Here is a 24,687-nt window from a genome sequence, read left to right on the forward strand (position 1 = left end):
TATAACATAACACGGCATGTAGCTCGTTTATTCATACATTGTTCTAGCTTGGACTAACTCCTCCTGAATCCAGCTACTGCTGGTAGACAGTTGGAGCAAGTCGGCCGTGATCTGTTTGATCTGTTCTTGCAGCACGTGTGGCTGATCTGTTCCTTCCAGAAAGCGACTCATAAAATGAAGAAAAACGTCTACCTTCCTAAGCAGCATTAACACAGGCAAAGCGTCAACCTCGGATTGGCTTAAACGAACCTGACGGCTGAAGCCCCGGCAAAAATCACGAACAACTGTCGTTTCCTCCGGTTGTCCCAAAAATCCTGATAAAATGACCGCCGGATCCATGACCCGAACGTCCAGCGTACAAAATTCAAAATCAAGCAGTGCAGCCACCTGACTAGGGTCAGAATCCTTTACCAACAAATTGGAAGCGTTCAAATCTCCATGTACAAGCTGATGCGGCAACTCTTCCAATGCATGAAGTGAATCTATAATCTCTTCATATACTTTTCCTATCAAACGCAGCTCCTCATGTAAATCTTTTAGAGGCTCCGGCGGGTTTAAACAAAAGCCTTGGATTACTTCCCGGTTACATAATGGATAGGATTGCTGCAAAGCATAATACGGCCGATAGACTGGAGTCATATCAAGATTGAGTGTTTCAAGTGCAGCAGATAATTCGCCAGCAGCCTCGCCAAAAGAATGGGCAAAGCTAGGATCCTGCTCCGATGGGGATGTGCCTTCTATGTATTCGAACAGACACACATATTTGCCACTATCCTTCTCAACCTGTGCAAGTGTCTCTCCCGTAATCGTTCGGATTGGCATTGGAACCCTGAATGATAGAGAATGCCTGCTCAGTTCCTGCAAAACCGCATGCTCAAATTCGATTTTGTTCCGATCCCTGTGTGTATCGTAGATGCGCAGTACCCCACTTCGCCCACCGCTCTTAACAACATACGTCGTATTATTCCAACCTCCGGTTCGTCTCTGTAGTGTCCCGTCCCACTCCGGCCAGTGCCGTCTTAATACCGCTTCCAAAATGTATCCTCCCTATTAAACATCCGCTTATGAATTTGCCGATATTATAACAAATATAGACGCCCATTAGAATTGGACGTCCTTGTGTATCCTTCATTTCCTCATTTGTTTGTTTCGGATATTCTGCGGGGTGGCACCATACGCTGTTTTAAATTTTTTATAGAAAAAACTCATGCTGTTATATCCGACCTGCTTAAAGATCATTTCGAATGGCAGGTTGGTATTGACTACCAAAGAATAGGCCGCATTAAGTTTAATGTTGGCAATAAGCTGCGTGTAAGTAAGACCGGTTACTTTTTTCAACTTATTACTTAAATACGTACTATTGTAATTAAAATGAGTAGATAATTGCTGGAGGCTTAAATGCTGATAATGCTCTTCCATGTAATTCAGAATAGAAGTAATATTACTTTCCTGCTGGTTTAAGTGAATATTATGCTCGCTTTCCAATACACGGACCAATTCCCCAAATACAATGGGCAAATAAGCCTTGACCAGCTCCATTGAATCCTCTTGCCTGGAAAAATATTCGATCAAGATTCTACTCAATATATATTGAAGGTTTTCATTATGCTGTGACTCAAAAATAATAAAGTGATTATGATGCTGATGCTGGAGGACTGAATTGGCAAGAAACTCGCCGATCAAACTTTTTTTCTTAGATAGCCGCTGTAGAAATAGGGATGAAATCGTTTCTCTTTGCAGGAGGATATTAATCAGTATATCGTTTTCTCCCAAAGGTGCGATGCTGTGCGGTACATCCTTATCGAGGACACACACTTGGCCTTCACAAAGCTCAATTTCTTTACCCGCTATGATTTGGTTGCACTTACCTGAGTAAACATAGTTTAACTCAATAAACTCATGCATGTGCTCCAGCATCGGAGCAAACCTGTTGTGCTTGCTAATATAAATATCATGTTCTCCGAAGAAAAATAAAGCAGGCATTCGATACATATTCTGATTTATATCAAAAAATCGCTCATTTTCCGATTCTTTGGAGAGATCATTAATCACTTGATTGTTTTCCTGTTGTAAAAGTTCAATTTCAGTTTTACTTCTCAGCAACTGATCCAACTCATGAAGGTTCATAAACACAGACTCCTCCTTCAGACTCCCATTAACTGTGAACTGCCGTCTGTGTTTTGCTTCCCTTTCCTCTAATAGCGATTCCCAGACAGAGGAGCGCAGCAATCATAAATACAATCGCAGAGACGAGAAAGGAAAATGAGGCAGTTTCATTCCCAGACAACACCCCAACTAACTTGATAACATAAGGCGAAGCAAACGCTCCCAAATTGGAGCCTACCATTGCAATCGAAATAGATATCGTCTCACTGCCTTTAGGTACGATTTTAGTTAGTATCGTAAAAATATAAGGAATAAACAGCGCAAAGCTAAAGCCAATGATCAGCATGGCAACCGTAACCATGGTCACATTCTGAGCAAACCACAGCAGGACAAAACCTGTCGCTGTTAATAAACTGGAGATAAAAGGTGCGTAATTTCTGAACCATTTATATATTCTACCGAACAAGAAGCCTGCAATCATAGTTGATAAGGAGAACAGCGTCAAAGCGGTCCCTAAAAACCCTGCGTTAGGCATACTCTTTTCAGCAATCATAATACCTGTTTTGGTATACACAATCATGATAAAGGTCATAAACAGGAAAAGTGCAGCCCCTAATCCAAGTACAGGTAGGGACATTCCCCCACTCTTTTGGCCCGTTCCTGTCGTGCTCACTGTAGGCTCCTCACGCTCTGGTTCAGGAATGATAAAAAAGAACAACAGTGCGATAGGAATCGTGATCGCATAGCACAAAAAGGCAAACGGCCAGTCGATTAGGGCAAGCTGTCCTGCCACAAAGGTAGCCAAGCTGCTTCCGAGCCCTTGTACAGCGCTTTGAAAACCTACCAATTGAGCACGTTCATCCCCTTCAAAAAAATCACTAATTAAACTGACAGCCAGCGAATTGAACATCCCCAGACCTGCACCTAGCACCAAACGCAACGCGAGAATCCATGTAATGTTCGTAGTGAGCATAGGAAGTATTCCGCCGATGACCACGAGCAAAAGTCCTAGCAGGACTGTATTTTTTTTACCCAAGCGGGAAGAGATCGGGCCACTCAACAGCACAAACAGCATCATCGAGAAAGATGGGATTGTAACTATGCTTTCAATCAGTGAACTGGAGACTCCCGGTAATTGGTTCAGCATCATCGGGATGATAGCTGAAATAGCACTCGCTGATGTCAGGACTAAGGAAATGGACAACAATGCTGTTTTAAACCATATTTTGTTTTTAATATTCATCAAGCTTCTCACCTCTAGTCTATGTTATTTAGCCTCTGGTTGTATTTGTACTGGAACGTATACTGTCCAGATCCGACGGTAAACGTCAATTCATGATCTCCACTCAGTTCGAAAATCGCCTGTTCTCCGGGAGAACCTGATTTCCCGGCCAGCTCTTGTGGCACATTACCAGGCGGATACTGAATCGACGGGTATTGCTTAGTAATGGTCTGTTGTAATGCATCTGGCTCTAGAACGCCCGGAAGCGTAATCTCAGCTGTCGTATTATGTGGTACGTGAACCGTCATCCGCATTTCTTCATTCACGATTTCCCAATGGACAGCAACCTCACCATAAGGTGTCTCCAGCTTGCCATGGGCCGAAGTAAGATTAACAGGCGGTTTGGGTGCTAACCGTGACTTTTTGTAGCCCGCTTCAAGCACATCGATTCCGGCAATATTTTGGTACATAAAGTCTCCAACTGAACCGTACGAATAGTGATTGAACGAGTTCATATCGGTGCTCCAGAACGAGCCGTCCACTTTGATACTGTCCCAATGCTCCCACATGGTCGTTGCTCCCCGTTCAACCTGATAGAGCCAAGAAGGATAATCTTTCTGAAATAAAATTTTATAAGCTATATCTGTATAGCCATTGTCGGATAAAACCAGACATAGATAGGGTGTGCCTACAAAGCCAGTATCCAAATGCATATCATTTTTTTCTATCAGCCGTACGAGCTCCTGAACCACTTGCTTTTTATATTTTTCTGGTACCAATCCGAAGTACAAAGCCACAACCTGTGCAGTCTGGGTATTAGAAGTCAGTTTGCCAGCGTCATCAAAATAACGGTTCGCAAAAGCGCTTCTAATCCCCTCATGCAAGCTTTGATAGGTGTTGTAATCGGTATACCGATTCAGCAGTTTGGCCGTCTGCGCCAAGATATGAGTCGAATACGCAAAGTATGCAGTCGCTACCAGCATTCCATCGGTCGCTCCAAAATAGCTCCCTTCCTCGCTATCCAGCGCCAGCCAGTCTCCCAGCTGCAAACCAGTATCCCACAGATGTTCCTCGGTCCCCTGGGCACGAATATAATCGACCCATGCTTTCATACTGTCATACTGCTGAGCTAGAATTTGCTTATCCCCGTAACATTGATAGATCGTCCACGGACATATAACTGCTGCATCTCCCCATGCGGCTGTCGTTTGTTCCATATTGTCTGCAAAGGTTCCTTTGAGGACATCCGGCACGACAAAAGGCACAGCCCCATTCTCCAGCTGGTTGTAAGCCAAATCTTTCAGCCACTTTCGAAAGAAGGAAGCACTATTCATATTGAAGCTGGCCGTTCTGGCAAAAATCTGTGCATCGCCGGTCCAGCCTAATCGCTCATCACGTTGCGGGCAATCGGTCGGCACATCCAGGAAGTTCCCCTTTTGTCCCCATACAATATTGTGCTGGAGTTGGTTCAGCTTTGGATCGGATGTCTCGAACAAGCCAATTGTCGCCATGTCTGAATGCAAAACAACGCCTGTAAAATCTTCAATGGCTACGCCAGCCGGAAAGCCCTCAAGCTTCACATACTGGAAGCCTTGAAAAGTGAAATGCGGCCTAAATATCTCCGTCCCCTTGCCGCTGCAAATGTACGTAATCTGCTGCGCTGCATCACGAATATTATCTCGGTAAAAGTTCCCTTGCTGATCCAGTACTTCACCATGAACCAGATTCAGAACCGTACCTTCGGGGGCTTCCACTTTAAATTCCAGCCAGCCTACCATATTTTGACCCAAGTTAAGTACTAGTTCGCCTTTAGGAGTCCAAATCAGTTCAACAGGCTTTAATCGGTTCATTACACGGACAGGCTCGTTCTCCTGAGCAACCAGATGACTTAACGGAAACGGGGCGACCTGCATCATTTTCCGTTCGTTCAAGAAGCGATGTTCGGCTGCCTGCTGCTCCAGTCGAGCATCATAGATTTCGCCGTTATAAATATCTGACATCAAAATGGCACAGCTCGTTTCCTCCCAGGAAGAATCAGAGCAAATGAGTTCTGAACGGCCATCTTCATAGCTAATCTTCATTTGAAATAGCAAAGCATTCGTGTTCCCGTAGGTATCCTTGCGCTTTTGCCAGCCTAGATAGCCGCTGTACCAGCCTTCTCCCACCGTGGCTGTGATGCGGTTATGTTGTTCTCGAACGGTAGAAGTCACATCATAGGCTTGCACCTGAACACGATCGTTATAATCTGTCCATCCCGGGGTAAAGTAGGCATCGCCTACTCTTTGTCCATTGAGCTCCAGCTCATACAGACCAAGGCTTGTGGCATAAATGACTGCTTTTTTCACTTTTCCCTCAACTGAAAAACACTTGGAAGCAGCAAAAGGGGCTCTTGTCTGAAACTTTTCATGGATGCTTCGCTCCTGCACTGTAATCCATTGTGCCTTCCAGTCCTGCTCATGGAGCAGCCCCATTTCCCAAAAGCCAATCTCACTCCATTCCGATTCCTCGGGTTCGGTGTCACCCGCTCCCTGAGCCCATACTTTTACCCGGTAATAATATCTTTGTCCTGATTCGAGTGGAGGACCTTCATAGGGAAACAAAATGGATTGTTCCGAATAGGAAAAATGATTCCAGAGCAGCGGTTCAAAAGCGGGATTTATGGCTACCTGCAATTGGAAGCGTTTTTGGAAAACATATATGTTGTCAGATTCAATTTGCCAACTTAATCGAGGCTTTAGACAACCCAGTCCAATCGGATTGTTTACATGTTCACATCTAAGCGCTTTCACTTTTAGCATCTTATGTCCTCCCTGAGATCTTCTTTTGTGTTTCTATACTCAAATTAAAACGCTTCCATTAGTTGTGCGCAATGTTGTATCCCTGCATGTTGTATGCTTGATTTACAGGTGTTGAATGTCCATCCCTCATATCGAATCTTAAAATGGGTCTATTAGAAAAATATGTACGTGTGACAGCGCAGTACTCAAAAGGAAAACTCTTATTTTTTGTACATATGGATTGTAGTATTAAGCCGATCAGTGAAAGGAGAATTACAGTAATGGAAACGAACTACAGAAAGCTGCTGGATCAGATGATCGCACCCTATGATGAAATGCTGCAGATTCTAATAAGTGATCACGCCGATTTTTCGAAGGTTGACTATTTGGAGCAACACAGTGAGGAATATGGAAAAAGTGATGCCAATTATACCCATCGCTTGAAGGTGCTTTTGGCTTTGTATAATCTTGAGGATCGAGATTCCCCGCATTACGAACCGATTGTGAGAAGGCTGCTCGTTAATGAGATTATAGATAGGGAAACGAACAGTTTTCAGGGGATTGGAGATGCTCTGCATTATGCCGTTTTTTTACTGCAAAAGTATGAGCGTGAACAGGACCAAATTTTGTTCCAGCAGGCCAAGAAAGCCAATTTCGATACATACGCCGGGTTTGATCCTGAGTTGATTTTGGAAACATATTTGTTCAGCAAAGATACAGCTGATCTTGAAGATTGCATCAATATCGCGAGTGAACTCGGGGAAGATGTATACCTATCATTATTTATTGATTTGTGGATCAGAGAGCAGACGGATTGGAACAAGGAAAATTTACGGACACTCGTTTACCATGAGAGATGGCGCAACCAAGCAGAAGGTGAAATTGAAGCCCTCAAAAAGCTGGCTGAAATGGAGAAAACAGAAGGAAATCATCATAATTACTGTTCTACTGCATCTAACTTGGCAGAGAAGTTCATTGAAACAGGACGATTGAATGAAGCGTGGGAAACGATGGGAACCATTATTCCGCTTATTACGAAGGAAGAAGAATGGTTCCTGTATGGACTTGGTCGCAATATTATTACGGCCTGTATCCATATCATCTTGCATTTTGGGGCAAAAAGCCGACAGGCTACTTCGTTATGGCAAACAATAAAAGGGATTCTTCAACCTGCCGCTAACAACATGGGGACCAATCAATATCAGCTTGCTGTATCTGCCAGCAAATTTATGGGAGATACCGAATTGGAGCAAAAGTTACTCAGGATTCGGAAGCAACGTCAATAATCCAGTTGCCATAAGGAGCCTGTCGCATGCAATGTAAAGAACGAGGCATTTGACCCAGCAGCTCGCTTTCCAGTTGCCCCTCGAAGCGAGGGGCAGCGAAAATACGGATTGCAGTGCATTGCCTTCCTCTACAGATTTCCGGTCACGATAATACCATCTGCTTGCTTCAAATGCGCTCTGACCCATGCTGTAAAGGAATCGATAAATATGCGTAATTCTGGCTCCTTGGCAGGCCAAGCATCCAATTCTGTTAATATTTCATGCCATACCGACGCCTGAATCGGATTATCCCAGCAGGCATCAAAAGCCTCATACGTTTCCCCCGTGTCAGGATCGACAAGTGGGTATTTGGACTTTAACACAGACAGCACGATATCAAAGTCATCTGCGTAGATGAAGATCATCTCCTCCAGCTTTGGCTCATCTGTATCCCCATAGCGCAGCGGTTCAAAAGTATATCCAATATTGGCTCTTGGACCACTATAGCGATAGATTAGTGTCTGAATCTCTGTTTTTCCTTTCTTAGTCACTCTCTCTTACTCCTCTCTTCGGCTACAACTCGAACCAATCCGCAGCGCATTTCTCTTCTTCCAGTGCCCTACACATTCCTTCCCTCAACCTTATCGCATCTCCGCCGCCAATATGAAATAGACAATAGATATAAGGTTCATCATCTTCTAACCCTTCAATATTTCTTGCCTCTTCCACTGAAATCTGAAGCGCTTCAGGCCAATCAGAATTATTCTGAAGCAGAACAAAACCATCCTCATCCCTTTGCATCCGATATCCCTCAATCCTAGGCAATGCTTCAGCTAAGCGTTCCATTAGCGCTTTAATATCCTTAACATCTGCGACCTTAATCCCATACTCCCAACCCATCTGCATTCCTCCAATTTTATGAACTCCTCCTTAATTAGAACCACCCCTAAATTGGGTTTCACCTTCTCATTCACCTCAGGAAATTCACTTGGATTCAGTCATAGTCCGCATATAAGAGGTATTCCTTACAATGCCTGCACTGAAATAAATAACCCCGGAACGATCCGTCACGTTCCATGCTTTCCCGTATTCGACTCTTAGCCTCTTCTTCATTATACAAAGCCAGAATAGGCATAAACATCAGGTTGACATCATTTTCTATCCCTCTACTGACAAGCTCCTACCAGCCCACAAAATCTATAAAAACACAGTAGTCATCACAGTGATCCAGCCACGCGGCGGTCTGCCATGCCTCATAACCGGGAGTCCGATGCAGTAGCTCATCCAGCTTTGGTTCCTCCAATTGTGCACAGCAAGCAGGGTCATGAAATGTTCCCTGTAGCATGCTCGCAGCGCTACCATTCGCAATACACCAAGGACAGATCGCCTCATAAGATAATGCTGTATAAAAGGGACCCGCGTACCAGATATCGGTCTGCCGTCCACAACAGGAACACGTTTTCAAAAAGCCTGATTTAAGGATCTGAGTGCGTACAGGGTCTTGATGATAAGTAAACGTAGGGAGATCGGAAGTTTTCTTGCGCTTGGCTACTTTGATTAAAGGCTTAATCACCGGCAGTCGAATCGGGCTATTAATCATCTCTTGAATACTCCACTGTTTCTTCAAATCTGCTTTATTTTTCCGGTTCATGACGGACATAAAAACCTCTAGCGCCTCTTCGTATTGATGCAGGTGAAGATACAACTCTGTCAAAATTCTGGCAGCCTGCTCGCTTTCTAAGCCCTCAAGCTCTTCCTTCAATTGGTACATGGCTTGTACAGCCTCGGGACTGGGTGCGTACAAACTATATCTTTTGTTTAGTGCCACCCATTTTTGCTGGATTTCCATAAGCCCCCCACTTCCTTCTGATTTTCCTGAAATTTCTTATAACTTATTATAATAGATATAGGCTTCCGGTGAGTATACCCCGGAAGCCTATGGATTCATCTAACCAATCTTTTATTTATTTTGCCTTATGAGGAACAGGCTCACTATTCCCGTTTCTTTTTCTCACTACCCACATAATAACAGCCATAACAGCTACCAAGACTGCTATAAGCGTAAAGGGAATATATTTGTCCACTCGATACAAGGTGGTCGTCAAAATAGGAGCAATGATCGCGGAAATTCCCTGTACCGCAGCTACCAGCCCCGCTGCTCCCCCTTGCTGCTCTTGACTGACTGAAAGCGAAGCACCTGCCATAAAACCGGGCATCAGTAAGCCTGTGCCTATGCCAAACATAAAGAACGCTGCATAGTAAACGACCAAGCTGGCTGAAATCAGAAATAATGCCATTCCAGCAATCAGGAATAGAGAACCAAGTAAAATCATCGGCTTAGGCTGCCATTTAAGCCATTTCATCTGGATGATCTGCACAATCAGCATCGCTGCCCCGGAGAACATAAGTCCAAAGGACACGACTCTTGCTGTTTCTTCGGATGTAAGACCTAACTGATCTTGAAAATAAAAACCACCTATAACCTGAATAGTCACAATACTTATCATCGTAACCAAGCCTGCAAACAAATACATTCTTAGACCTGGCTGGAGGGGGTTAATTCGAGCGGGTTTTTGCTGAATAACGGGCTGGGCCGCCGGAATCGCCAGCAGAGACACCACGAATGCAACAGCGGCAATGACAATTCCAAAATATAAGGGCCATAACAGCCCTATTAAAGTAAAGGCACCTGCAATCGCGGGACCAAATACCAGCCCAAGCCCATTCGCCGCACTAATAATAGCCATACCACTTCCACGCTCTTCTCCTTCCGTTACATCTCCCATATAAGCTTGGGACGATGACAACACCGCCGGGATAAAGCCACCAATTAAGCCGCGTGTAACAATCAGCAGGACTAACAGCAGCCCCCCACTGAGCCAACCATTTAATCCTGCAAAAAGAGTAAGTGTAAACAACAGGCAGCTTACACACATCCCTATGAAACCAAGCAGAATCACCGGCTTGCGTCCCTTTGCATCACTTAGATTTCCCCATACTGGAGCCATTAAGGCCATCGTTATAGAACCAAGCGATATAATTAATCCGGAATGGCTTTCTCTTAAGCCTAATTCACGAATAAGGGGCGGCATAATTGGAGCAATGAGCATGAGCCCTAGCATAGCCACAAATACACTGAAAAAGATGCTCCCTTTTATTCTATTCATCCTCGCACACTCCTCTGTTAAAGATTCTCTCTATGCAGAAGTATACGGAGCATACCAAAACGCTACTGCCTATAGACGGATAAATTTGCGGTTAAACGGATTTAATTTTGCGTATAAAACAGCAGCCAGTCTTCAGACAGTAAAAAATGGCCTGCATTCTATGGCCCAATGGGCGTCGTTAATTATAGAGTCGCTCTTTCGTTGTGAAATGAACTACATCGGTCTCTTCATCGCTGACTGGATGGAAGGGCTTCATTTCCTGGCATGTTATTACGATATATGATGTACAGTCTTTTGCCTTTAGTAATTAGCGTAGCTGTGGGTTGAGTCTGTATATCGATGTCTAAGGGGGAAATCTCAGTGAAAACAAAAATAGGATCAATCATGAAGGTAAGATCGTTAAGAACGAAGTTAACCATAATGTGCTTGATTATTTTAATTGTACCCACATTCGTGATTGGAATCAGTTCTTATGTTGTTTCCAAGAATGAAATGAATGAATCAGGCAAAGTAGCACTTAAGAATAGTGTGCAAATGGTAATTGGTATGATTAGTTTCCTCAATGGGCAAGTCGAAGCCGGTAATTTAACATTGGAAGAAGCACAGGAAAAACTGCGCATCGAGCTGCTCGGTGTAAAAGATGCTAATAACAAAAGACCGGTAAAGATTAAATATACTGTAGGTAAAACAGGTTATCCGTGGGCAGTCAACCAAGATGCCGTTTCAGTGATGAACCCTTCAAATGAAGGCCAGGATTTAATAAATGCCGTATCGGAAGACGGTGTGCATGTGGGAAAAGAGTTTGTAGAAGCCGGTACAAACGGCGGTGGATTCGTCACTTATAAATGGGCTTTACCTGGTACAGATCAAGTGGAGACGAAAATTTCGTACGTTGAAAGGGATCCTTATTGGGGATGGATCATCGGTTCTGGAGCATATTTTAACGAATTTAACAGCGGGGCGACCAAGGTCCTTTATATTGTCCTGATTATTACGACTATTGCAGTTATTCTGGGAGCAATTATCGTAAGCTTTGTTTCGGGACGTTTTACGAAGCCTATTATCATGATTGCAAAGCGGCTTAACTCAGTTGCGGACGGTGATTTAACGGTCGAAGAAGTCAAAATGAATTCAAAAGATGAGGTTGGCGAGCTGGCACAGGATTTCAATCATATGATTAAAAATATTAGATATTTGATCGGTGAAGTAAACCTGTCCACAAAGCAGGTAGCAGCTTCCTCGAAAGAATTAACCCTTGGTGCAGAGCATACTGGGCAGGCAACCGAGCATATCACCATCGCGATTCAAGAATCGGCGGCCGGTGCGAAGGAGCAGCAACTGATGCTCCAGAAGACAACCAGCTCGCTTGAAGAAATTTCAATAGGCATGCAGCGGATCACGGATAGCTCCTTGACTATTGCTGAATCGTCTGCAGACGCGATGGAAATGGCGAGCCTTGGCGGTACTGCTGTACAACATACGGTGAAGCAAATGGACTTGATTAACCATTCCGTCAATGAAACCGATGCGGTTATGAGGATGCTGGATGAACGTACTCAACAGATCGACACGATGCTGCATGCCATTACGGATATCGCACAGCAGACCAATCTGCTTGCCTTAAATGCTTCGATTGAGGCTGCCCGTGCAGGCGAAGAAGGCCGCGGTTTCTCCGTAGTTGCTTCAGAGGTAAGAAAACTGGCCGAACAATCGAACCAGTCTTCTGGGCAGATTTCTGAGTTGATTCAGAATATGCGCAAAGATATGGAGCATTCGCTTCGGACCATGGAACGCGTAAAACAGGATGTCGACTCCGGCATTAAAATTGCTAATGAGACGGAGCAGCAGTTTAACAAAATTGTGACGTCCACCAATCATATCGCACAGCAAACGGAAGAGCTCGCGAGCATCACGGAGCAAATAACCGCAAGTGTCCAGGAAATTTCAGCAAGCGGAGAAAACGTATCGAGTCTGGCGCTTCAAGCGGCGGACAACTCGCAGAATATTGCAGCGTCTGCAGAGGAGCAGCTAGCTTCGATGCAGCAGATCACCAGCCTGGCAACGACCTTGTCGGATATGTCACAGAAATTACAGGATCTGACGGTCAAATTTAAATACTAACGGAATAATTCTTTCCAAAATATCACGCTAAACTGTCATTCATATTATGAGGTCAACCAGTTTTTTCTGGTTGACCCTTTTCGCATTTGCTCTGAGAAATTACGGAAAAGCTCGCAAATCGTGATCCCCTTCTAGCGATGTGAATTGAGCACGCGGTTTTTGTCGATTTGGTTCAGAATTGGTTCAGAGGCATTTAGTATAGTAAATCAGTAATGTAAGAAAGAAAATTATATTAGTAGGTTAGTCATCATGGAGGATTTAGTCAGTTCATCGTGACACCGGAATTTTATGGAGGAAATTTATGAGTAAAATCAAGTCTTTTTGTTTATCTTATCTTGCTGTTATCGTCTTATTTGGAACCTGGACATGGAGTTTTTCCGAGAGTACTGTGTATGCAACCTCCTCACCAGCACCTAGTGTAACGGATGCGGTGTATGCTACTGAAACCACGGTAACGAGTTGGACAAATCCTTCTAAACAAGGTCAATCCGTAACGTTTAGCATCAAAACCATCTCAACCCCACAAATTACGAAAGATTTAACCGGCTCGGTTATCCTTATGGACGGTACGGATATATTAGATACGCTGACGATGAGACCAAATGGCATTGCGAATGGATATGCCACTGCGACCTACACCACAAGCGATTTAAGTGTGGGAAGTCACCCAATTACTGCTATATATAGTGGGGATGCTCGATTTGCCCCCAGTACATCTGAGCCATACATTCAGGTCGTAAATGCATCTGCGCCTACACCTTCACTGAGACCTACAGTAACTACAATATTGAGTTCGCTGAATCCGTCTAATCAAGGTCAGGAAGTAAGGTTTAGCTTGAGGACAACCTCAAACCCACAAACTTCGGGCGATTTAACCGGAACGGTCATCCTTATGGACGGCACAAATATATTAGATACGCTGACGATGGAGCCAGTGGGCATTTCGAATGGCTATGCCAATGCGTACTACACTACAAGCAACTTAAGTGTGGGAAGTCACGCAATTACTGCTATATACAGTGGGGATGCTCGATTTGCTCCGAGTACATCTGAAGCGTATATACAGGTTGTAAATGGAAATGCAGGCACGGGTGATATTAGCAATAACGACAGCAGCAGTAGCAATAAAAAAGATAAGAAGGATAACGCGGTTAGCAGTGATTCATCTTCTTCAAGTGAAACAACCGCATCTTCATCACCATCGGCTTCTTCAACGGTTTTACCGACTGCGGAAATCATGCCAGTAGAGCAATCCGAGGTTGCGCATGAAAAATATATAACGGGTTATCAGGATGGTACATTCCGACCGGACCAGTCAATTACACGAGCTGAAACCGCCGCGATGATGGCTAGGATTATGAAGTTGGAGACAAAAGAAGGCTCAACGACATACAAAGATGTACCTAGCACGTATTGGGCAAAGGATTCGATTATAGCACTTACGACACAGCACCTTATGAATGGATATGCAGATGGAACATTTCGACCAGAGCAACCCATTACCCGTGCAGAAATGGCAGCAATACTCGCATCCTGGAAGCAGCTTAAAGGAACGCAAACCACAGCGTCTCCTTATACCGATATCGAAAAGCATTGGGCAAGGGATTCCATTGTAGCGTTAGCTAATGCAGGATGGATTACCGGCTATAACGATAACAGCTTCCAACCCAATAAATATATAACACGAGTAGAAACGGTTACCATTTTGAACACGATCTTAAAACGAGGACCCCTGGAAGGAACCATTCAGGCTACATGGAAGGATGTACCAACAGATTACTGGGCATTCAAAAATATTGAAGAAGCGTCTCGTACCCATACTTCAACCATCAATACAGATGGCATTGAAACTTTCGTGAAATAAGCACCAAATAAAAAGGCTGGAATCCTATCTATACAGGGTTCCAGCTTTTTGTTACCTTGATATTTTTTTAAAATGGTCAAAACAGAATTTTTAAAATACTTTCTTCAAAGATGATGGTTTCACTCCGTATTCCCGAAAAAATTGCTCTGAAAATGCACTCACATTACTGTATCCTACAGCCATCGCAGCTTCTGTTACATTGCTCTCCTGGCTTCGAAGCAGCTTCATCGCATAATCGAGACGAATTTGGCGCAAATATTCAAATACAGTCGTTCCAAAACATGCTTTGAATCCTTTTTTTAATTTAAAATCGTTTAATCCTACTTTTTTGGATAATGCGATCAGTGAAGGAGGATCAATCATGCTGGATTCAAGGATTTGCCGAGCCATATGCAACTTTCTGACATCTTCTTTAGATAAGCCTTCGGGCATGGGAGTTAAATCAAATAATTGAATCATAAACCTATTCAAAATCTCTAGTGCCGCTGCTTCCATTAATAAAGGCGATCTATGCACACTTTTCAAATCTTTGATCAAATGTTCAATCATCACTATACTTCTGTGATCCAGCTCAAAACTAAGGTGATGGAACGCAGCACCCTTCAGAATTTGTTTAAATTCAATAGCTACCTGGCGACGAGCCGCCAACTGTGAAGCCGCATAATTAAACAACGAAACAGGAATGCCAAGTGCAAAGGATTGGTATTGTTCGTTAATCGGAGGATGAAAACGTGCTTTGAAATCCTGTAAAAAAATAAGAGCCCCCCGCCCCGACGGGAGTGTATAGTCCAGACCAGCTATATTCACATGACGTTGCCCCGAAAGTGCAAATTGAAGTTCAATCATTTGTCCTCTGGAAGCAAAGTTCGTCGGGTAAGGCTCGTGATATTGAATGTGCGAATACACAATCTCGATTCCGCTGTAAGTTGTAACTCGGTAAATATGTCCGTTACCCGCTTCTGGTAACATCATATAGGTATGCTCGTTTTGTTTTCTAAACGGAGTTTTTTCTAAATAATGCTGATATATTAATGATAACGAATTTGAATTCACAAGCGTCACCTCAAAGGTTTTCATTAATTTTGATGATTCAAATGAGAATCGTTATCATTAATATTAGCTGAATTTGAACGATTTGACCAGACTTATTGGAGTATGCTGTGAAGATATCCGGGGAATCTATTAATCCCAATCCATATAAAACGTTGCTTTCAATTTGCCCTTCTCACATGCTGGGCAACTCAAATGAACAGGCACATTGTTTTCAATGTGTTCCTGCTCCATAACACTCGCGCATCTAGGACAAGCATAAGAAATTTTATACTGTGATGAGTCCGATTTCATCTCAATAAACAATTCATTACGGATGGCCTGACAGGCAGGACACACATACATAGCGTCATAAGCATCATATCTCGTCGAAGGGTTGCCTATGAATTCCCCAATACGTCGTTTAAGGACAGTATCCTGTACAAACGAAGCAATGGATTCCAAACTCATATATGAAAAACCAAACCCTACAAATATGTTCTTAGTATAAGCACAGGTATCACAGTCCAGCTTGTACGCTTCCCCCATGTTTATCACTCCCCAACTCTTCATGCGGTTATTGAAGCCTCATTTATTTCTTTACGAGACTTGCTGAATGCGTGACTTGGTTTCTCCCGCCACTCTTAGAAGCATACAGTGCCAAATCCGCTTGATGAACTATCGATTGTTCCGTATCCGCTTGCGTAACCGTTGCCACACCGATACTCACAGTAATGCTGTATTCTCCCCAATCCCTTGAAGCCGTCATGGAGCGGTATCTTTCTGCTGTACGAATGGCTTCCTGTTGATCGTTGCCGGGAAGGATAATTACAAATTCCTCGCCACCGTAACGAGCGACAATATCAACATTCCGTGAAATGGATTGTAGTAATTCTGCCAGATGAGTGAGCACCAGGTCGCCCACCGGATGACCATAAGTGTCGTTAATGCTTTTGAAATGATCAATATCAATGAGCAGCAGCGAAAAAGGTATTCCAGTCTCTTGAAAAGAGGCTAGGATGATTAGTAATTGATCTTGAAAATATCTTCTATTCTTTAGCCCAGTTAACGGGTCGGTTGATGCCATCGTTTCTAGCTGGAGATTGATCCTCACTAATTCCTGCTGCTTGATTTCATATTCTTCGTGCAACCGTTCAAGCTTCTGGTTGGCTTCATTCGTCGCCTGATATAATTCCTGAAGCTTGGTTTTGGTCTGTAGTATATCTTTTTCGTGTTCAATACGCTTACGCATCACAAGCACTACACAGTCAATCACTGCTTCTCCATTTCGTTCCTGGCGAATTCCGTTTAGAAGTACAGGCACATCCTGTCGATCACTTGTGCGAAACGAAAAGTACATCTCATCGACACGCCCGTACAACTGGATGTATGGATAAAAATAAGTATGAAAAAATAGCTTGTTGGTAACAGACATTGTTATTTCAATCGGCCATCCGAGCAATTGATCGCGTTCATAAAGAAGCATGTCCAATAAAGTTTGGTTTACCGATTGAATGATCCCAGCGTCCGAAATTGAAAAGTATCCACAGGGAGCTTTATCTAATTGAATATCCATTAAATGACTGCCTTTCTTTCGATATTACACACTAGCTAAATATTCTTTGATTAAATCGCTCGTTTCTCCTGGTTGGCTTAAATGAGGATAATGCCCCTTTGCTCTCATCTGCTGAAGTCTGCTATTTCTAAGATGGGTATGCAAATAATCCCCTACCTCAATCGGAGCAATACTATCATCTGAGCACTGGAGAATAAGTGTAGGAACCGAAGCATGCTGAAGATCAACACGGCAATCTGAAAAAAATGTAACCTCTGCGAATTGCCGTGCAATATGAGGATCTCTTGAACAAAATGCCTTTTCCAATTCTTCGGTTAAGTCCCCTCGCTCGGGATTCTGCATAGCAATGGGCGCCATGTAACTAGCCCAGCCAATAAAGTTCATTTGCATCATATCCAGTAATTCATCAATATCACTCTTATCGAAGCCCCCATAATAAGAAGGCAGGTCATTCACATAGCGTGGAGAAGGACCGAGCATGACAATGCGTTCAAAATATTGAGGGCTGCGGATCGATGCGAGCATTCCGATCATGCTGCTAACGGAGTGTCCGACGAATATGGTATTTCTTAAGTCTAACGCTTCCATAATATCCAGCACATCCTGGGCATACCCTTGCAAGTCACTGTATTTTTGGGAATCATAGTACTTTATTTGAGAATCTCCCGAACCAACATAATCAAATAAGACGATTTGGTAGTTGTCGATAAAGCTAGGGACGATATAACGCCACATATCCTGGTCGCATCCAAAGCCGTGAGCAAACACAATCGTCTGGCTACCTGTGCCTAGCACTTTTATATTATTACGTAGGAGAATATCAACGGTCATTGTGAATCACCTCTCTGAGGTAGTATCTGTTCTATGGCTTCTCTTCCCTATTATATCGGAAAAGTTTCGATTATGGATAATGACTCTCATTCATAAATCCAGCGTTCAATGATCCCTTTTACCTTGTGCACATGTTGCTGTGATAAGGAACAAATAATAACCAATTCGTTTTTCCCATTTGTATCTAACCAATAGTGAACGTCATCCTCTTCATTAACCGTTTCTTGAATGATTCTGATGGATTTATGACTTATTTTTGATTTAGCCGAAAAAATGGGGTTCATATCCATGACTTTCTGACCATTAGAAAAGGATGTATTGTAATAAGGAATCACCCAGTTCTCCTTATCCTGATCTTGTACTACATTTAGAAATACACGCACCCAATAATCCTCTAGTTCTGTGTAACTCTGTTCATTCAACTCATTCAAATTCATACATGTAACCACCCATCTTATACACTGGTTGTCTGACGGCTTGCAAGGATTGTTCAATACGCCCTGTTGCTTCCTTGGTGCCCGTAGACATTTTGCGGATTTCTGTAGCGACAACCCCAAAACCTGCTCCTGCGTCACCCACCCGAGCAGCTTCAATCCAGCATTTAATCCAAGCAGGTAATATGTATCCACTTCCTCAAATTTTGATATCAGCCCTACCCTCTATTTCGTCATTTTCACCCCATGTATTTAGTGAAGCAGCGCGTACCGATTAAAATTGGCACGCGCTGATGGTATGACTTTTATGAAACAGGTACTAAGATTTAATCCAGCTGCTCTCCATTGGTTTCGATCACATTCTTATACCAATAAAAGCTCTTCTTTCTGGATCTGGCAAGTGTCCCTTTGCCTTCATTATCCTTATCGACGTATATAAACCCATAACGCTTTTTCATTTCTCCGGTTCCCGCACTGACCAGATCAATACATCCCCATGGCGTATACCCTATTAGGTCCACTCCATCAGCAATTGCTTCTTTCATTTGCTCAATGTGTTGCTTCAGGTAATCAATTCGATAATCATCGTGAATGAAGCCATCTTCTTCCACTGTATCTACGGCGCCAAGACCATTTTCAACAACCATTAACGGGATTTCATATCGGTTATAAATATTATTGAGGGACCATCTCAATCCCTGTGGATCGATCTGCCAATCCCAGGCACTTGCTTTTAAATGAGGATTCTTTAAGCCCATAGATAAATTCCCTCCCACCTTCTCCTGGTTAGGATCGGCACTGACACAAGTAGAAGAATAATAGCTGAAAGTATAGAAATCTACGCAGCCTTCTTTTAAGATGTCCTCATCTCCTTCTTGCATTGTGATCTGAATATTATGATCTCTAAAATAGCGTTTGGCAAATCCCGGATAAGCTCCTCTTACTTGGACATCTGAGCATAGGAAATTACTTAAGTTATCCTTTTGTTGAGCCAGCAGAATATCATCAGGATGACATGTAAGTGGGTAGGAACACATATAAGCAATCATACAACCGATTTTAAAGTCCTTGTTGATTTCATGACCCAGCTTTACAGCCTTTGCACTGGCAATAAATTGATGATGCAACGCCTGATACAGAACCTGCTCATCCTTCACTGTAGCATGGGCTAGCTCTCCATTCCCCTCCGGCATCATAGCTCCAGCCATGAATGCTCCAAATGACAAGGTTAAAATATTGATTTCATTAAAGGTTAACCAGTATTTTACGACATCTTTGTATCTGTTAAAAAGCACTTCACAATATCTCACATAAAAATCTACGACTCTGCGATCTGACCAACCATTATATTTTTGGGTCAAATGAAACGGTGCTTCATAATGTGAGATTGTAACCAAAGGCTCAATATTGTACTTTTTCAATTCTGCGAATACACGATCATAGAACTGCAAGCCTTGCTCATTCGGCTCTGCATCATCTCCGTTAGGAAATATTCTTGACCACGCAATGGACATCCTAAAGACCTTGAATCCCATCTCTGCAAATAAGCGGATATCCTCTTGATAGCGGTGGAAAAAATCAATAGCCTCGTGACTCGGGTAGTTCACTCCTTCTTCCAGCATAGGTGTAATTCTTCGGGAAGTCGTATGCGTTCCAGCCGTAATCACATCAGCAGTGCTTAAGCCTTTACCTTCTTCATTATATCCACCTTCAAATTGGTTGGCAGCCGTTGCACCTCCCCATAAAAATCCTTGTGGAAATTCCAATGTAGTTGTATTTTTCATTGTTTAATTCCTCCTCAACATTAATTAGGATTAGACTACGACGGTCAATAAGTCCTCTTGATACTCAATTGCCTTTTTCTCTGTTTCAATGACATCCAGGTAATTCGTAGTATTGGCAACGATAACAGGTGTGGTCAAAACATAACCAGCCTCTTTTATAGCTTCTATATCAAACTCCATAAGCAGCTCGCCTTTTTTAACAGCATCCCCCTGCTTTACTTTAGGATAGAAGTGTTTGCCTTTTAATTTGACCGTATCTTTGCCTACATGGATGAGGACTTCAACACCGTGGTCACTTGTAATTCCAATCGCATGACCTGACGAAAATAATGATGTTAATACACCATCTACAGGTGAAACAACCTTACCTTCAGAAGGTTCAATGGCAATCCCTTTACCCAAGGCACCTGTCGAAAAGGCTTCATCTGTTACTTCAGATAAAGACTTCACTTCACCTTTTAATGGACTCATCACCGTCTCTTGCTTTACTAAAACTTCTCCTTTGGCTGCTCTCGAGGTGCTATCTTCCTTTTTAGCTTCTTTCACTTCATCATCTTTAAATCCGCCAAAGAACATAAGCAAGAAGCCTAATACAAAGCTTACCAGGATACCGATAACAGCCCCATAAAATCCACTGTCTATTCCTGACGGACTGATATAGCTCGGGATCGCGAAAATGCCCAATCCACCAATGATGTAACCTTTCGTTCCCATCATGCCTATAATACCGCCGCCTACTGCAGATGCTATACAGCTTAAAATAAATGGTTTCTTACGTGGTAATGTAATCCCGTAAATCGCTGGTTCTGTCACACCAAAAATCCCGGAGATGACAGCTGGAATGGAAAGTGATCTCAGTTTTACATTTTTGGTTTTAAACAAAATCGCCAGTACGACGCCCGTCTGAGCAAAGGATGCTCCCAGCGTAGCCGCAAGAATCGGATCGAATTTAAGCACGGCTAAGTTGTTCATAGCGATAGGAACAAGTCCCCAGTGTAATCCAAAGATAACAAACACTTGCCAGAAAGCGCCCATGATTATGCCTTCAATCATTGGACTTAAGTTATACACAAAGAGAGTTGCTGCCCCAAGCAGTTGACCTGCCCAAGTCGAGAGAGGTCCAATCACAATCAATGCTAAGGGTACAATAACTAACAATGTGAAAAACGGAACCAAAAATGTTCTCACTACGCTAGGGATTACCTTTTTAAAGAAGTTTTCTATTTTTGAGCCTACATAGGTGGATATGATAATCGGAAGAACGGTTGACGCATAACTCATCAGAATGACCGGAATGCCTAAGAAGGTGATATATACCGGTGACTCAAATATAGTACCGCTAAATAGAGTGTATAGTGGTTTGCCCGAGGCTGTTATCGTGCTAAATGTTGGGTACACAAGCGATGCACCTATAGCCATACCTATGAAAATGTTGGCATTGAACTTTTTAGCTGATGTATACCCCAGGAAAATAGGAAAGAAGTAAAACAAACAATCACCTAAAGCATTGAGAATTTGATAGGTACCCGATGTAGTGGTCAGCCAGCCCAAAGCTACAAATAAGGCAGTGAAGCCCTTAATCATACCCGTGGCACTTAAGACACCCAGCGTGGGTGTAAATACACCTGAAATGGTATCAATAAATCTATTGAACAAACTCATTTTTTCACCTGATGCTTCTTCTGAATCTCCTGTCTGAAAACCGCCTACAGCAGTAACATCAGCATACACCTCAGGTACATGGTTACCTATAACAACCTGGTATTGCCCGCCACTCTTTACCACAGTGACAACACCATCCATATTTTTCAAAACCTCTGTATTGGCTTTACTTTCATCTTTTAGTTTGAAGCGCAAGCGTGTAATACAATGAGTTAGACTATTCACATTTTCTTTGCCGCCGACATTTCTGATGATGTCTTTTGCTAATGTCTCATACTTCATTGTAATTTCCCCTTTAATTGTATTTATAAAAAAAGGCGAAACCAAAATAGATCAAATTCGATCTAGGTTGGTTTCGCCTGCATTACCAGTAACAATCCAAGAGTTATTCAATTTTGTCTTTGGGTCACACGCTGAATATGAATCGTGATATACAGCTTTTCCTCATCTGACAATACCATATCCAAGTATTTCTCAATCTTCAGCATGCAGCCGTAAGCCTTTTTGTACTTTGCTTTCACTTGCCTCCATAAAAAATCGTCTTCCAGTTCTACTTTTTCTTTTTTATTTAATCGCTGAAAGAAGAATCTTAAATGTGTAATAAATCGCTCATAACTGATCGAGTGTTCATCTATGGCGGTATTATAAGAGTATTTAATAATATTCAAGATGTCGTGTATTTTTTGAGTTTGCTGAGCAACATCTGCTACCTTGTTGCAGGAGCCGTTTACTTGAGCATTGATTAAATGAAGAGCAATATTACCTGCTTCATCTTCTGACAATCGTTTGCCTATTTCATCCTCAATAAACTCCAGTGCTTTTAAGCCAACCGCAAATTCTTTGGGATAAAATTTTTTAATCTCCCAAATTAACGGATTTGCATTTTTAAACCCTTCATCAAACATTTTAAATGCATTGTTCATATGATCCGTAAGCGAAACATATATATAATCGCTCAATTGTGCCTCTAATATGCTTTTCCCATATTCAATGATGTCATAGCATAATGAAACATATTCTGATGGAACATCCTCTAACAATAACTTGAATTTCTCTGAAGCATCTTTATGTTTAAGCACAAAGACCTTTTCAATTAGATGCTCTTCTACTTGTTCGCCTGCACTCTTTTTGAATGCAATACCACGACCCATAACAACAAATTCATCTCTTTTTTGATCTTTGGCTATTATGGCGTTGTTATTAAAGATCTTCGTTATGATCATCTAACTGCCCCCCTTATCCCATCAAATTTAAAAAAGGATTTAGATGCTGGGCGAAATTTCAGATAGGTCACAAGACGGTAATAGCCGATCAAATCTTCGTCGTAAATCAAATTCAAATGTATTGATTTACAATTCCGTGTTATGAAAACGCATTCATAATAAGAGACAAAGCCTTACGTTTTCCATCATTGATCTTGAGTGCTCCCAAACCGATCTGATATTCCGTTCTGAAAATGGATATAGTCGGTTAACCACGTCCCATGACATCATTTTTGGGATGTCGATTCGTTGGTCGACGTCATCATCTTTGTTGTTCAGCACTTGTAAGGCTTTATATCACTCACCTTTCTGCGTTATGGCTGGGCAGATTTTCATATCATGCAGGATATCGCAAAGCATGTATTCTAAAAAGAAAAGGCAAAACCCAACACATGGAAATTGAATTCCATGCCTCGGGTTTTGCCTTTTCAGTAACAATCCCAAAATCATAATAACATCGAATTTAAGTTTTGCCAACAAAAATGTTTGCGCTTTCTTTTTCGGAGCAACCACATCAAATACAACACACTATCATGGTATAAAATGTCATCCGCCAATGTAGGACATGTTAATCTTTTTTTTGTTGTTAGCTGTCTGCTCCGTACGTTCATCGGAATACCGGTCTGTACGTTGTTCCCATACTGAAGTAATCACATCGAGTAGTTCCTGGTCATCCGCTTCATTACGAAGCATCTGGCGTAAATCGAATCCGCCTGAAGCAAACAAACATGTATAAAACTTGCCATCGCACGATAAGCGGGCGCGTGTACAAGACGAACAAAATGATTCAGAAACCGAAGTAATAAAACCAATCTCTGCGTCGCTGTCTTTATAACGGTAACGTTTTGCCACTTCTCCAAAGTAATCCCGATCCATCGGCTCCAGCTCGTACGCATTCTTAAGTCGTTCAACAATTTGTTTTTTGGTTAGTACCTTTTTGAAGCTCCATCCGTTGTCATTCCCTACATCCATAAACTCGATAAAGCGAAGGGTTATTCCCTGCTCCTTAAAATAAGCGGCCATCGGCAAAATCTCCGAGTCATTAACGCCTTTTTGAACGACCATATTGACCTTGATTTCAAAGCCGATTTCTCTTGCATATTCGATCTGCTTCAAAATAAAATCAGGCTTAATCCCCCGCCCATTCAATCGCCCAAATAGCTCAGGGTCCAGAGCGTCCAGACTGACATTAAGCCGTCGTAGCCCCGCGTCATAGAGAGGCTTAGCCTGCTGTCCTAGCAGCACACCATTGGTGGTCAAGCCGATATCTTCCACTCCGTCAATGGACAGGATTTGGGAGACCAGGTCGGATAGATTCCTGCGCATTAATGGTTCGCCGCCCGTGAGTCGGATCTTTTTTACACCCAGGGATACAAAGAGCTTCGTTAGCCGGTGTATCTCTTCAAACGACAGACATTCATTTTGAGGAAGAAAGGCGTAATCGTCACCGAATATTTCTTTGGGCATGCAATAGGAACAACGGAAATTGCAGCGGTCCGTAACCGATATACGCAGGTCACGAATTGGCCGCTGCAACGTGTCTTTCAGTGGATAAAAATTCATCCGCCCTCTCCTTTCTAGTTGTTT

The 24,687-nt window shown here is 42.7% G+C and carries 19 protein-coding genes and 2 pseudogenes; 3 read left to right on the plus strand and 18 right to left on the minus strand.

The window, feature by feature from the left end; translation table 11 throughout:
- Nucleotides 1–27: 27 nt before the first annotated feature.
- The 4 genes from MKY16_RS17065 to MKY16_RS17080 form a co-directional block, all read right to left on the minus strand.
- Nucleotides 28–1,035, minus strand: coding sequence for a phosphotransferase (locus MKY16_RS17065; RefSeq protein WP_340956310.1), 1,008 nt, complete (start codon nt 1,033–1,035; stop codon nt 28–30).
- 93 nt (nt 1,036–1,128) lie between these two features.
- Nucleotides 1,129–2,127 carry an AraC family transcriptional regulator gene (locus MKY16_RS17070; protein ID WP_340956313.1) on the minus strand — a complete coding sequence of 333 codons (999 nt, stop codon included), beginning with the start codon at nt 2,125–2,127 and terminating at the stop codon, nt 1,129–1,131.
- Between the two features lie 28 nt (nt 2,128–2,155).
- Complete coding sequence (locus MKY16_RS17075; RefSeq protein WP_029515488.1) at nt 2,156–3,349, minus strand: MFS transporter; 1,194 nt, start codon at nt 3,347–3,349, stop codon at nt 2,156–2,158.
- A 14-nt stretch (nt 3,350–3,363) separates the two neighbouring features.
- Entirely contained in the window at nt 3,364–6,126 is a 2,763-nt protein-coding gene (locus tag MKY16_RS17080; RefSeq protein WP_340956315.1) for a family 78 glycoside hydrolase catalytic domain, read from the minus strand.
- 260 nt (nt 6,127–6,386) lie between these two features.
- Between MKY16_RS17080 and MKY16_RS17085 the strand changes: the two genes are divergently transcribed.
- Entirely contained in the window at nt 6,387–7,391 is a 1,005-nt protein-coding gene (locus MKY16_RS17085; protein ID WP_340956316.1) for a hypothetical protein, read from the plus strand.
- Nucleotides 7,392–7,519: 128 nt separating this feature from the next.
- Here the strand turns inward: MKY16_RS17085 and MKY16_RS17090 are convergent, their stop codons facing one another.
- From MKY16_RS17090 to MKY16_RS17105, 4 genes and pseudogenes are all read right to left on the minus strand, one after another.
- A complete protein-coding gene (locus MKY16_RS17090; protein ID WP_029515491.1) occupies nt 7,520–7,921 on the minus strand; it encodes a hypothetical protein in 402 nt (133 codons plus the stop codon).
- A gap of 22 nt (nt 7,922–7,943) precedes the next feature.
- Nucleotides 7,944–8,270, minus strand: coding sequence for a hypothetical protein (locus tag MKY16_RS17095; protein ID WP_165149765.1), 327 nt, complete (start codon nt 8,268–8,270; stop codon nt 7,944–7,946).
- 94 nt (nt 8,271–8,364) lie between these two features.
- Nucleotides 8,365–9,219, minus strand: a pseudogene (locus MKY16_RS17100) (CbrC family protein).
- A 115-nt stretch (nt 9,220–9,334) separates the two neighbouring features.
- Nucleotides 9,335–10,537 (minus strand): MFS transporter, encoded by a 1,203-nt coding sequence (locus tag MKY16_RS17105; RefSeq protein WP_029515494.1) that lies wholly within the window; start codon nt 10,535–10,537, stop codon nt 9,335–9,337.
- Nucleotides 10,538–10,897: 360 nt separating this feature from the next.
- Between MKY16_RS17105 and MKY16_RS17110 the strand changes: the two genes are divergently transcribed.
- Both MKY16_RS17110 and MKY16_RS17115 read left to right on the plus strand, forming a co-directional pair.
- Complete coding sequence (locus MKY16_RS17110) at nt 10,898–12,658, plus strand: methyl-accepting chemotaxis protein (RefSeq protein WP_029515495.1); 1,761 nt, start codon at nt 10,898–10,900, stop codon at nt 12,656–12,658.
- A gap of 301 nt (nt 12,659–12,959) precedes the next feature.
- On the plus strand, nt 12,960–14,522 hold the full coding sequence (locus MKY16_RS17115; RefSeq protein ID WP_340956319.1) for an S-layer homology domain-containing protein: 1,563 nt from the start codon (nt 12,960–12,962) through the stop codon (nt 14,520–14,522).
- Between the two features lie 90 nt (nt 14,523–14,612).
- Here MKY16_RS17115 and MKY16_RS17120 read toward each other — a convergent pair whose 3' ends face one another.
- From MKY16_RS17120 to moaA, 10 genes and pseudogenes are all read right to left on the minus strand, one after another.
- The gene (locus tag MKY16_RS17120) at nt 14,613–15,575 is read right to left on the minus strand and encodes a helix-turn-helix domain-containing protein (protein WP_340956322.1); all 963 of its coding nucleotides are present in this window, start codon (nt 15,573–15,575) and stop codon (nt 14,613–14,615) included.
- A gap of 129 nt (nt 15,576–15,704) precedes the next feature.
- Nucleotides 15,705–16,100: a hypothetical protein gene (locus tag MKY16_RS17125; protein WP_340886107.1), complete on the minus strand. Its 396-nt coding sequence runs from the start codon at nt 16,098–16,100 to the stop codon at nt 15,705–15,707.
- Nucleotides 16,101–16,143: 43 nt separating this feature from the next.
- The gene (locus MKY16_RS17130; RefSeq protein ID WP_340886109.1) at nt 16,144–17,127 is read right to left on the minus strand and encodes a sensor domain-containing diguanylate cyclase; all 984 of its coding nucleotides are present in this window, start codon (nt 17,125–17,127) and stop codon (nt 16,144–16,146) included.
- Between the two features lie 24 nt (nt 17,128–17,151).
- Nucleotides 17,152–17,958: an alpha/beta fold hydrolase gene (locus tag MKY16_RS17135; RefSeq protein WP_069010507.1), complete on the minus strand. Its 807-nt coding sequence runs from the start codon at nt 17,956–17,958 to the stop codon at nt 17,152–17,154.
- Between the two features lie 86 nt (nt 17,959–18,044).
- A complete protein-coding gene (locus tag MKY16_RS17140; RefSeq protein ID WP_029515501.1) occupies nt 18,045–18,395 on the minus strand; it encodes a hypothetical protein in 351 nt (116 codons plus the stop codon).
- Nucleotides 18,396–18,408: 13 nt separating this feature from the next.
- Nucleotides 18,409–18,572 (minus strand): annotated as a pseudogene (locus MKY16_RS17145) (methyl-accepting chemotaxis protein); the annotation flags it as partial.
- A gap of 146 nt (nt 18,573–18,718) precedes the next feature.
- Nucleotides 18,719–20,176 (minus strand): glycoside hydrolase family 1 protein, encoded by a 1,458-nt coding sequence (locus MKY16_RS17150; RefSeq protein ID WP_340956324.1) that lies wholly within the window; start codon nt 20,174–20,176, stop codon nt 18,719–18,721.
- Between the two features lie 30 nt (nt 20,177–20,206).
- Nucleotides 20,207–22,120 (minus strand): beta-glucoside-specific PTS transporter subunit IIABC, encoded by a 1,914-nt coding sequence (locus tag MKY16_RS17155; RefSeq protein WP_340956325.1) that lies wholly within the window; start codon nt 22,118–22,120, stop codon nt 20,207–20,209.
- Between the two features lie 107 nt (nt 22,121–22,227).
- Nucleotides 22,228–23,061, minus strand: a complete 834-nt coding sequence (gene licT / locus MKY16_RS17160; RefSeq protein WP_340956327.1) for a BglG family transcription antiterminator LicT — start codon at nt 23,059–23,061, stop codon at nt 22,228–22,230.
- 585 nt (nt 23,062–23,646) lie between these two features.
- Nucleotides 23,647–24,663 (minus strand): GTP 3',8-cyclase MoaA, encoded by a 1,017-nt coding sequence (gene moaA, locus MKY16_RS17165; protein ID WP_340956330.1) that lies wholly within the window; start codon nt 24,661–24,663, stop codon nt 23,647–23,649.
- Between the last annotated feature and the right edge of the window lie 24 nt (nt 24,664–24,687).

The organism is Paenibacillus sp. FSL L8-0641 (genome assembly GCF_038006265.1).
GTDB classification, from domain to species: Bacteria; Bacillota; Bacilli; order Paenibacillales; family Paenibacillaceae; genus Paenibacillus; species Paenibacillus polymyxa_D.

Excerpts from the sequence above, each read along its gene's own strand:
- moaA (WP_340956330.1), bottom strand. The coding sequence starts at position 24,663 with ATGAATTTTTATCCACTGAAAGACACGTTGCAGCGGCCAATTCGTGAC.
- licT (WP_340956327.1), bottom strand. The coding sequence starts at position 23,061 with ATGATCATAACGAAGATCTTTAATAACAACGCCATAATAGCCAAAGAT.
- MKY16_RS17140 (WP_029515501.1), bottom strand. The coding sequence starts at position 18,395 with ATGAATTTGAATGAGTTGAATGAACAGAGTTACACAGAACTAGAGGAT.
- MKY16_RS17115 (WP_340956319.1), top strand. The coding sequence starts at position 12,960 with ATGAGTAAAATCAAGTCTTTTTGTTTATCTTATCTTGCTGTTATCGTC.
- MKY16_RS17150 (WP_340956324.1), bottom strand. The coding sequence starts at position 20,176 with ATGAAAAATACAACTACATTGGAATTTCCACAAGGATTTTTATGGGGA.
- MKY16_RS17070 (WP_340956313.1), bottom strand. The coding sequence starts at position 2,127 with ATGAACCTTCATGAGTTGGATCAGTTGCTGAGAAGTAAAACTGAAATT.
- MKY16_RS17135 (WP_069010507.1), bottom strand. The coding sequence starts at position 17,958 with ATGACCGTTGATATTCTCCTACGTAATAATATAAAAGTGCTAGGCACA.
- MKY16_RS17105 (WP_029515494.1), bottom strand. The coding sequence starts at position 10,537 with ATGAATAGAATAAAAGGGAGCATCTTTTTCAGTGTATTTGTGGCTATG.
- MKY16_RS17130 (WP_340886109.1), bottom strand. The coding sequence starts at position 17,127 with ATGGATATTCAATTAGATAAAGCTCCCTGTGGATACTTTTCAATTTCG.
- MKY16_RS17080 (WP_340956315.1), bottom strand. The coding sequence starts at position 6,126 with ATGCTAAAAGTGAAAGCGCTTAGATGTGAACATGTAAACAATCCGATT.
- MKY16_RS17095 (WP_165149765.1), bottom strand. The coding sequence starts at position 8,270 with ATGGGTTGGGAGTATGGGATTAAGGTCGCAGATGTTAAGGATATTAAA.
- MKY16_RS17085 (WP_340956316.1), top strand. The coding sequence starts at position 6,387 with ATGGAAACGAACTACAGAAAGCTGCTGGATCAGATGATCGCACCCTAT.
- MKY16_RS17125 (WP_340886107.1), bottom strand. The coding sequence starts at position 16,100 with ATGGGGGAAGCGTACAAGCTGGACTGTGATACCTGTGCTTATACTAAG.
- MKY16_RS17155 (WP_340956325.1), bottom strand. The coding sequence starts at position 22,120 with ATGAAGTATGAGACATTAGCAAAAGACATCATCAGAAATGTCGGCGGC.
- MKY16_RS17075 (WP_029515488.1), bottom strand. The coding sequence starts at position 3,349 with ATGAATATTAAAAACAAAATATGGTTTAAAACAGCATTGTTGTCCATT.